This window comes from Mesorhizobium sp. M7A.F.Ca.CA.002.05.1.1, from assembly GCF_003998335.1.
GTDB lineage: Bacteria > Pseudomonadota > Alphaproteobacteria > Rhizobiales > Rhizobiaceae > Mesorhizobium.
The window spans coordinates 1-1470 of the sequence record NZ_RZQI01001183.1; the positions used below are offsets into that span (position 1 = coordinate 1).

At 63.2% G+C, this 1470-nt stretch carries 1 protein-coding gene; it reads left to right on the forward strand.

Annotated features, from left to right (window positions below):
• The first annotated feature begins 37 nt into the window (after window positions 1–37).
• The gene (locus EN939_RS33905; protein WP_127270221.1) at window positions 38–1123 is read left to right on the forward strand and encodes an ABC transporter ATP-binding protein; all 1086 of its coding nucleotides are present in this window, start codon (window positions 38–40) and stop codon (window positions 1121–1123) included.
• The last annotated feature ends 347 nt before the right edge of the window (window positions 1124–1470 follow it).

Consider the following 1470-nt stretch of genomic DNA (forward strand, 5'->3'; position numbering starts at 1 on the left):
CTCTGGGTCAACACCACGAAGCCGTCCGAGGTTCGCGATGGCGCCTGATCCACTCGTGCGGCTGCAGGCGGTCTCGAAGATTTTTCCTGGCGGCATCGTCGGGCTCGACGCCGTCGACCTCGACATTATCAGCGGCGAGTTTGTCACGCTGCTCGGGCCGTCGGGTTGCGGCAAGACCACCAGCCTGCGCGTCATCGCCGGTTTCGAAAGCCCGTCGAGCGGCAAGGTGTTGCTCGATGGTCGCGATATCACGGCCCTTCGGCCCTTCGACCGGCCGGTCAACACCGTGTTCCAGGATTATGCGCTGTTCCCGCACATGAATGTCGCCGAAAATGTCGGCTTCGGTCTGTCACTGCGCAAACTGTCTGGAGCCGAACAGGCAAAGCGAACCGGCGAAGCCCTCGACATGGTCGGTCTCGCCGACAAGCTTGGCGCCCGCGTCTCCGAACTGTCGGGCGGCCAGCGCCAGCGCGTCGCGCTGGCGCGTGCCATCGTCTGCGAACCACGCGTGCTGCTGCTCGACGAGCCGCTGTCGGCGCTCGATGCGCATCTGCGCGAACAGATGCAGGTTGAACTGAAGCGGCTGCAGTCGCGGCTCGGCACCACCTTCGTCATGGTCACCCACGACCAGACCGAAGCGCTGTCGATCTCCGACCGCATCGTCGTCATGAACAAGGGCCGCATCGAGCAGATCGCGCCGCCGGCCACCCTTTACGACCGGCCCGCCACGAAGTTTGTGGCGAGCTTCATCGGCACCATGAATCTCCTGCAATCGCGCTTCGTCGGCCGAGACGGCGATCGCCTGCGCTTCGCCGCCGGCGCCCTGCCGCTGGAGGCTATTTCTGAAACTAGCGAGGCACCTGCCGAGGGCGCCACCCGCACCATCGGCGTGCGTCCGGAGGATTTGCTGGCGATGACCGAGGCCGCGCCCGGCACCGCGCCGGCGCGCGTCAACAGCGTCGTCTTTCACGGTCGCACGCTGCGCCTTCATGCCGAACTCGGGCAGGGCGCGCCTGTTGTCATCGATGCGCCGCGCCAGGCCGAGGGTTCCCAATTCAGCGTCGGAGACGTGGCGCATATCAGCCTGCGCCGTGGTGCCAACTGCCCGGTGCTACCAAGCTAATTTTGTCGACGTTAAATAACCGGAGCACACGCCGCGCGGTGGCTACAAGCCGTCGGTCAACGGCCGGGGGTATGTCGACTGGTCGATCCACGATTTTCGGGAGGTCAGGGCATCATCGGCTACGGATCGTAGGGTTCGGCCCCTGCTCGAAAATGCTTGCTCCGCCGTTAAGCTTGCGGGCGCTGATGCGGAAACCATTAGCGCCGGTTTTGTTTTCACTTGATTCGTTCCCTTTTTGTTCTAAGCTTCTCGGCTTGATACAATCTGCCGGACGAGATCGGTTGTGAGTGGGCAATTTTCATACGGAACCGCGAAGAACGGTCAGACCTTTTTCCGATTTGAAGGAC